The organism is Shinella sp. M27, from assembly GCF_049199905.1.
Lineage (GTDB): Bacteria > Pseudomonadota > Alphaproteobacteria > Rhizobiales > Rhizobiaceae > Shinella.
On sequence record NZ_JBLZPK010000050.1, the window covers coordinates 1 to 7980 of the forward strand.

The 7980-nt window shown below is 65.9% G+C and carries 8 protein-coding genes; 7 read left to right on the forward strand and 1 reads right to left on the reverse strand.

Annotated elements, in window-relative coordinates; genetic code table 11:
* The 7 genes from ACOZK4_RS19640 to ACOZK4_RS19670 all read left to right on the forward strand — a co-directional run.
* Positions 1–864 (forward strand): FAD/NAD(P)-binding protein (locus tag ACOZK4_RS19640; protein WP_421593337.1); only part of this gene is annotated, 864 nt, incomplete at its 5' end.
* Positions 861–1346, forward strand: coding sequence for an RrF2 family transcriptional regulator (locus ACOZK4_RS19645; protein ID WP_421593339.1), 486 nt, complete (start codon positions 861–863; stop codon positions 1344–1346). The genes ACOZK4_RS19640 and ACOZK4_RS19645, both read left to right, overlap by 4 nt.
* 62 nt (positions 1347–1408) lie before the next feature.
* Positions 1409–2725, forward strand: a complete 1317-nt coding sequence (locus tag ACOZK4_RS19650; RefSeq protein ID WP_421593340.1) for an FAD/NAD(P)-binding protein — start codon at positions 1409–1411, stop codon at positions 2723–2725.
* A 225-nt stretch (positions 2726–2950) separates the two neighbouring features.
* Entirely contained in the window at positions 2951–3976 is a 1026-nt protein-coding gene (locus ACOZK4_RS19655; RefSeq protein WP_421593342.1) for a sulfate ABC transporter substrate-binding protein, read from the forward strand.
* 5 nt (positions 3977–3981) lie between these two features.
* A complete protein-coding gene (cysT, locus tag ACOZK4_RS19660; RefSeq protein ID WP_421593343.1) occupies positions 3982–4845 on the forward strand; it encodes a sulfate ABC transporter permease subunit CysT in 864 nt (287 codons plus the stop codon).
* Positions 4835–5689: a sulfate ABC transporter permease subunit CysW gene (gene cysW, locus ACOZK4_RS19665; protein ID WP_421593345.1), complete on the forward strand. Its 855-nt coding sequence runs from the start codon at positions 4835–4837 to the stop codon at positions 5687–5689. The genes cysT and cysW overlap by 11 nt, the downstream gene beginning before the upstream one ends.
* 14 nt (positions 5690–5703) lie before the next feature.
* Positions 5704–6756 carry a sulfate/molybdate ABC transporter ATP-binding protein gene (locus ACOZK4_RS19670; RefSeq protein ID WP_421593346.1) on the forward strand — a complete coding sequence of 351 codons (1053 nt, stop codon included), beginning with the start codon at positions 5704–5706 and terminating at the stop codon, positions 6754–6756.
* Positions 6757–6806: 50 nt separating this feature from the next.
* Here ACOZK4_RS19670 and ACOZK4_RS19675 read toward each other — a convergent pair.
* Positions 6807–7980 (reverse strand): amidohydrolase family protein (locus ACOZK4_RS19675; RefSeq protein WP_421593347.1); only part of this gene is annotated, 1174 nt, incomplete at its 5' end.

Consider the following 7980-nt stretch of genomic DNA (forward strand, 5'->3'; position numbering starts at 1 on the left):
CGTCTGCCCTTGCCGGACGAAGCGATTTCCAAGGACGTTCGCCCCTTCGTCGTGCAGAACCCCTGGGAAGATGCGTGGTGGAACCGCCTGCCCGACGATGGCGACGTGCTTTTCGTCGGCACCGGCCTCACCATGGTCGATCAGTGCCTTCTCCTCGCGCGGAGCGGTTTTCGCGGCACCATGCATGCCGTCTCCCGCCACGGCCTCCTGCCGCAGGCGCATCTCGCGCACCGGGCCGACCCGCTTGCGCCGGTGCTTCAGCCTGAAGGCGGTGAACTCAGCGCCATGCTCGCGACGCTTCGTGCGGCTGCGACCGCCACGCCGGACTGGCGCGCCGTCATGGATGGCCTTCGCCCCGTCACCCAGGACCTCTGGAAAGGCTGGACGCCGGAACAGCAGCGCCGGTTCCTGCGCCACGCCGCGCCGTTCTGGAATGTCCATCGCCACCGCATGGCGCCGGATGTTGCCGCCGAAATCGAGACGCTGCGTGAAACCGGGCGGCTCGTCGTGCATCGCGGCCGACTGCAGGCGCTGCACAAGCATCGTGACGGCGTGGTCGCCACCGTCCAGGGACGCTCGCTGCCGGCGGCCATGGTGGTCAACTGCACCGGTTTCGAGCGATGTACGGTCTCGGCCTCGCCGCTTCTGTCCAGCCTCGCCGCCGAAGGCATCGTCGAACCCCATCCGATCGGCCTCGGCATCGCGGTCGACGACCATTCCGCGGTGCCCACGTCCGACGGGCGCCTGTATGCCATGGGTCCGCTCACCGCCGGCCGCCACTTCGAGATCACCGCCGTGCCTGATATCCGCGTGCAGGCCCGCGCGGTCGCCGGGCATATCGCCGCCGAGATCGCCAGGTCATGATCTCGCAGAAATCCAAATATGCCTTGCGGGCGCTTCTGGCGCTGGCGCGTGTCGCGCCGGGCGAGACGATGCGCATCGCCGCCATTGCCGCACGCGAAACGATACCGAAGAAATTCCTGGAGCAGATCCTGCTGGACCTGAAGCGGGCGGGTTTCGTCGCCAGCCGCCGGGGCAAACATGGCGGCTACCTACTGCTGCGCAGCCCGGAGGAAATCGTCTTCGGCGACGTGCTGCGCCTGATGGAGGGGCCGTTCGTGCCGCTCGGCTGCCTGTCGCGCGGCGGGCATCGCCCCTGCACCGATTGCCGCGACCGGACGCTCTGCGCGGTGCGGCGGGTCTTCGCGAAAGTCGCCGCAGCCTCGGATGAAATCCTCGACGGGACGACGCTGTCCGACCTGCTTGCCGACCCCAAAGGAGGCCCCGCCGCAGGGGCGGATGCCGGCATGGGAATCGTGCGCTCAATTAGTCTAGTAAAAATGTAGAAAATATCCGAAACTGCGCTATCATACCGTTCGGCTTCCATGGCGAAAGGAAGGGACAGCGAATGTTCTTCGACAGAGGCGTAAGGGAAGACGGGTCGTGGCCGGCGGGGGTGCCGGCATTGAAGATCGCGATCATCGGTGCCGGCCCTTCCGGTCTCGCCACGGCGATTGCGCTGATGAAGCGCCTGCACCGGCCCTTCGAGGCCTGGCTCGTTGACGCCGAGGATGCGCCGGGCGCCTTCGGCAATGGCGCGGCCGGCCTGACGCCGACGACGGAGCCGGCGCGCGACCTTTCGGTGGTGCCCGAGCGCCCCGACGATTTCGCCGACTGGCTGAAGAACAACTGGCTCGCCGGCGGCACCGTCACCACGCTTTGCCGCCCGCAGGACCTGCATGCGCCGCGCGCGCTCTTCCGGGATTATGTCATGGCGCGCTTCGGCGAGGTGCTGGCGCTGCGCAAGGATGTGCGCATCCGCACCTTCCGCGGCCATGTCCGCCATGTCGATACCGGTGGCGTCGCGCCGCGGCTGATTTTCCGCGACGGCGAATGCGCCGATTTCGACCATGTTTTCGTCGCCACCGGCTTCGGCACCGCGCAGCGCGAGGCCGTCTCGTGGCAGGCGGCCCATAACGCTGCCGAGCGTCTGTCCGGCCTTGAAAACCCGCCGCCGCTGACGCTTGTCGGCAATGGCCCGCGCCTGGCCGCCATCCTTCTCCACCTCCGGGCCACCGGCTATGCGGGCGAGATCCACATCGCTGCGGCGAGCGGCCGCCTGCCGCAGCCCCATGCCCGCCCGCCTGCTGGCCTCGCCTTCGGCGAACCGCCGGCAAGCCGCTCGTTGCAGGAAGCGTTCCGCTATGTGCGGCGCGAATGTAGAAGCGCGGAAGCGCGTGAGGGCGGCCACTGGCAGGCCGTGGTCGATGCCGCTTCCGCCCGTCTCGCCGTGGTCTGGCGCAATCTGCCCGAGGCCGAGCGCAACCGCTACCGCCGCCACCTGCTTCGCCTGCACCGCCACTTCTCCATCCGCCTCGCGCCGGATGTCCATCGCCGCCTCGCCGCCGAAATCGAGACGGGCCGCACGCGCTTCGTTCCCCCGCGCTCCCCGAAATCCGCCAACGAGACCGTCATCGACTGCCGCGAGGTGCCGTCCGCCCGCGCGCTCGCCGGCTTGCTGTCCTGCGATGCGGCGGCGCTGAGCGTCGATGACGGCGGCCATCTCGCCCATCACGGTACGCCGATACCAGCGATTTCCGTGGTCGGTGCGATCGCCTCCAGCCTGCGGCCGGGACCCTTCACCTTTGCCGAAACCGTGCGCCAGGCCTATCGCGCGGTGCTGGCTGCCACCCCGCATGGCCTCGCCCGCACCTCCGAGCGCTGAAAAAAGTTTGGCGCAACGGACAAAAACGCGCATTTTCCGCGGATGCATTTTGCGCTTCGGACCCCGTTTGCGAGATGAACCGTGCGCGACCTGACGGTGAGAGCAGGTCTTCCATTGCGCGGTTTCGGCTGGTTTGGAACCGGTTTTGCGAACTTTCCGGGCATTGTTGACTAACTCTACTAATTCAATAGGGTTTTGGTCGGGACAAGCATCCAGGAGGTTGAGATGTCGATTTTGGTAAAACGGGTGGGGGCATTGCTCCTGAGTGTCGGGCTTGCGCTCGGCAGTGCAACGGCAACGCTGGCGGAGACGACGCTTCTGAACGTCTCCTACGATCCGACGCGTGAGCTGTACAAGGACTACAACGAGGCCTTCGCCAAGCATTGGAAGGCCGAGACCGGCGAGGACGTCACCGTCCAGCAGTCGCACGGTGGTTCGGGCAAGCAGGCCCGCGCGGTCATCGACGGGCTCGAAGCCGATGTCGTGACGCTCGCTCTGGAAAGCGATATCAACGCCATCGTCGAAAAGACCGGCAAGATCGCCAAGGACTGGCGCACGCGCCTTCCCAACAATTCGGCGCCCTACACCTCGACCATCGTCTTCCTGGTGCGCAAGGGCAATCCGAAGGGCATCCATAACTGGGGCGACCTGGTGAAGGGCGACGTGCAGATCGTCACCCCGAACCCGAAGACCTCGGGCGGCGCCCGCTGGAACTATCTCGCGGCCTGGGCCTGGGCGAACCAGGAATTCGGCGGCGACCAGGACAAGATCAAGGCTTACATTGCCGAGCTCTACAAGCGCGCGCCGGTTCTCGACACGGGTGCCCGCGGCTCGCTGACCACCTTCGCCCAGCGCCAGATCGGCGACGTTCTGCTCGCCTGGGAAAACGAGGCCTACCTCGCCGGTGCGGAATTCGGTGCGGACTCTTTCGATATCGTCGCGCCGCCGATCTCGATCCTCGCCGAGCCGCCGGTTGCCGTCGTTGACGGTAACGTCGATGCCAAGGGCACCCGCAAGCAGGCGGAAGCCTACCTGAACTACCTCTATTCCGAGGAAGGCCAGAACATCGCGGCAAAACACTTCTACCGTCCGTCGAAACGCGAACTGGTAAAGCCCGAGTTGCTGCAACAGCTTCCGGATATTAAGCTGGTGACGATCGACGACCCGATCTTCGGCGGCTGGGCCAAGGCACAGCCCGAGCACTTCGGCGACGGCGGCGTCTTCGACCAGATCTACAAGCCGGGGAACTAAGTCCTTTGACGACATCTGCTGCTGCCTCCGGGCGGTGGCGACTGAGACAGCCGAGTGTCATTCCGGGTTTCGGACTGACGCTCGGCTTTTCGCTCGCTTACCTGACCCTCATCATCCTGATCCCGCTCGCCGGCCTCGTCTGGCGCTCCGCCTCGCTCACGGGGCCGGAGTTTCTGGCCATCCTCTCTGACGAGCGCACCATCAAGGCGCTCGAAGTGTCCTTCGGCACCGCCTTCGTCGCCGCGCTGATCAATGTCGTCTTCGGCGTGCTCGTCGCCTGGGTCATCGTGCGCTACGAGTTCCCCGGCCGCCGCATCGTCGATGCGATCGTCGATCTTCCCTTCGCGCTGCCGACGGCCGTCGCCGGCATCGCGCTCGCCGCCCTCTATGCGCCGAATGGCTGGGTCGGTTCGATCCTCAACCTCGTCGGCATCAAGGCGGCGTTCAACCCGACCGGCATCGTCATCGCGCTGATCTTCATCGGCCTGCCCTTCGTGGTGCGCACGGTGCAGCCGATCATGGAGGAGATCGACCGCGAGGTGGAAGAGGCGGCTGCGACACTCGGCGCCAACCGTTTCCAGACCATCCACCGCATTCTGTTGCCGGGTCTCGCCCCCGCCATCCTCACCGGCTTCGCGCTCGCCTTCGCCCGCGGTGTCGGCGAATACGGCTCGGTCATCTTCATCGCCGGCAACATTCCCTATGTCTCGGAAATCGCGCCGCTCCTCATCGTCATCCGGCTGGAGGAGTTCAACTACGGGGCTGCGACGGCCATCGCCACGATCATGCTGTGTCTGTCCTTCGCCATGCTCTTGGTGATCAACCTCATCCAGACCTGGAACCGCAGGAGGTACGGACATGGCGCGTAAGACCCTGCGTTCGCCGACGACAGAGGCACCGCTGGCGCGTTACGCGCTAATGGCGACGGCCTTTCTGTTTCTGGCGCTCTTCCTCATCCTGCCGCTCGCCGCGGTCTTCATCGAGGCCTTCCGCAAGGGGCCGGGCGAATTCTTTTCCTCGCTCGGCGATCCCGATACGCGTGCGGCCATCCGCCTGACCCTGCTGGTCGCCGGCATTGCCGTGCCGCTCAACCTCGTCTTCGGTGTGGCGGCGGCCTGGGCCATCGCCAAGTTCGAGTTCAAGGGCAAGGCCTTCCTGACGACGCTGATCGATCTGCCGTTCTCGGTCTCGCCGGTCATTTCCGGCCTGGTTTATGTGCTGCTGTTCGGCGCGGGCAGTATGCTCGGTCCCTGGCTGAAAAGCCACGGCATCGAAATCCTGTTCGCCGTGCCGGGCATCGTGTTGGCCACCATCTTCGTGACCTTCCCCTTCGTCGCGCGCGAACTGATCCCGCTGATGCAGGAGCAGGGCACGGGCGACGAGGAGGCGGCCCTGTCGCTCGGTGCAAGCGGCTGGCAGACCTTCTGGTACGTGACGCTGCCCAATATCAAATGGGGCCTGCTCTACGGCGTGCTGCTCTGCAACGCGCGCGCCATGGGCGAGTTCGGCGCGGTCTCGGTGGTCTCGGGCCATATCCGCGGCCTCACCAACACGATGCCGCTGCATGTGGAAATCCTCTACAACGAGTACAATTTCGTCGCCGCCTTCGCGGTGGCGTCGCTGCTCGCGGCACTCGCGCTCGTCACGCTCGTCGTCAAGACGGCCCTCGAACTTCACTACGGCGCGGAAATCGCGGCCGGCCGCAAGCATTGAAAGGCACGCCCTCTATGGACGTCAGTGTAAAAAACATCCGCAAGGAATTCGATCGATACCCGGCGTTGAACGACGTGTCGCTCGATATCCGCTCGGGCGAGCTGATCGCGCTTCTGGGGCCGTCCGGCTCCGGCAAGACGACGCTGCTGCGCCTCATCGCCGGCCTGGAGACGCCGACACTCGGCAGTATCTATTTCGGCGCCGAGGATGCCTCGCACCGCACGGTGCAGGAGCGTCACGTCGGCTTCGTCTTCCAGCACTACGCGCTCTTCCGCCACATGACCGTCGCCGACAACATCGCCTTCGGCCTGACGGTGCGCCCGCGCGGCGAACGCCCGCCGAAGGCCGAAATCCAGCGGCGGGTCAGCGACCTCCTCGAGATGGTGCAGCTTTCGGGCCTCGAAAAGCGCTATCCCAACCAGCTCTCCGGCGGCCAGCGCCAGCGCGTGGCGCTCGCCCGCGCCATGGCGATCGAGCCGAAGGTGCTTTTGCTCGACGAGCCCTTCGGCGCGCTCGACGCCAAGGTTCGCAAGGAACTGCGCCGCTGGCTGCGCGAATTCCATGACCGCACCGGCCACACCACGGTCTTCGTGACGCACGACCAGGAAGAGGCGCTGGAACTCGCCGACCGCGTGGTCGTCATGAGCCAGGGCAAGATCGAGCAGGTCGGCTCGTCGGATGACGTCTATGACCGGCCGAACTCGCCCTTCGTCTTCTCCTTCATCGGCGATAGCGCCAGCCTGCCGGTCAGCATTACGGATGGGGCCGTGCGCTTCCAGAACGAGCCGATCGGCATCGCCCCGCATGGCGGCGATATCACCTCCGGCGACGGCACGTTGTTCTTCCGCCCGCAGGATGTCGTGCTCGTCGCCGATCCGGCCGCACCGGCCCTGGAAGGCCGGGTTTCGACCTCGCGGCGTCTGGCGGGCACCCGCATCGCCGATATCGACGTCGGCAAATCGGGCGAGCCGCATCACGTGGAGATCGAGGTGCCGCTCGACGCGCAGGCCTCGACCGGCACGGTGCTCCGCTTCCGGCCGACCCGCTGGAAGACATTCGCGGCATAAGCAAAAAGGCCGGCGGTGACGCCGGCCTTTTCATTTGCGCAAAGCGAGACTTAGCTGGAAGCTTTGTCGACGCCGCCGGAAACGAGGCGACCCTTGTGGAAGGTCGCCGTGCGCGGCGAAACGCGCGCGACCGCTTCGGCCGTGCAGCTCGCCTCGGCCAGCGAAAAGCCGGCTTCGTCGCCGACTTTCGGCCAGGCACGGTTGCCGTCCTTGTCGAGCGGCAGCACGCCGCCGGTGGCAATGGCCAGCGAACGGGACAGCTGGTACTCGTCCGAGCCGCGATAGAGCTGGGCGTAGAGACAGGCCTTTTCCAGCATGTCGCCGCTGCCGAAGGGCGACCAATGGTCGATCACGCTGTCGGTGCCCGTCATCACGAAGACGCCCTTTTCGGAAAGCGCCGGCAGCGGCATCATCAGGTCGCCGATCGGCACCGTCGAGGCGATTGTCATGCCGTTCGCAGCGAGCCGACCGGCCGTTTCTTCCAGCTGCTCGGGCGAGAGCACCGTCAGCGCGAAGGCATGGCTGATCGTCACCTTGCCCTTCAGCGCCGGGTTCTTCTCCACCGTATCAATCATGTAGTCGACCGCTGCGACACCCGCCGGGCTCGTCTCGTGCAGGTGGATATCGACGCCCTTGCCGGTGTCGAGCGCGATCTGGAACATCGCGTCGAGCGACTTTTCCATGGCGCTGTCGATATTGGTCGGGTCGAGCCCGCCGACATACTCCACGCCCATCTGCATGGCCTCGCGCATCAGGCCGTCGACCTTGGAATGCAACAGGCCGTGCTGCGGGAAGGCGACGATCTCGCAAGCGAAGTCTTGCCTGTGCCTTTCCAGCGCGATCTTCAGGTGTTCGAGGCTCTTCAGCCCGCTGACCGGATCGATGTTGCAATGGCTGCGGGCGACCGTGCTGCCCTTGGACTGAAGAAGAGCGATCAGACCCTCGGCACGCTCGACCGAAGTCGGCAACAGCTGCGGCAGGAGCTTTTCCTCCAGCGCGATCATGTCCATGATCGTCTTGCCCTGGCGTGGGCGCGGCGCCTGCCACGGGCCGCCGTAAAATGTCTTGTCGAGATGGATGTGCATGTCGCGCATGGTGGGCAGCGCGAGCCGGCCGTTGGCCCGATAGGTCGGCAGGCCGGCGGGCAGGGCGCTGCCGGCGGCATGCAGGGCGGCGATCCTGCCGTCCTTGATTTCGAGCGTATAGAGCGCCGTGCGCGTGGCG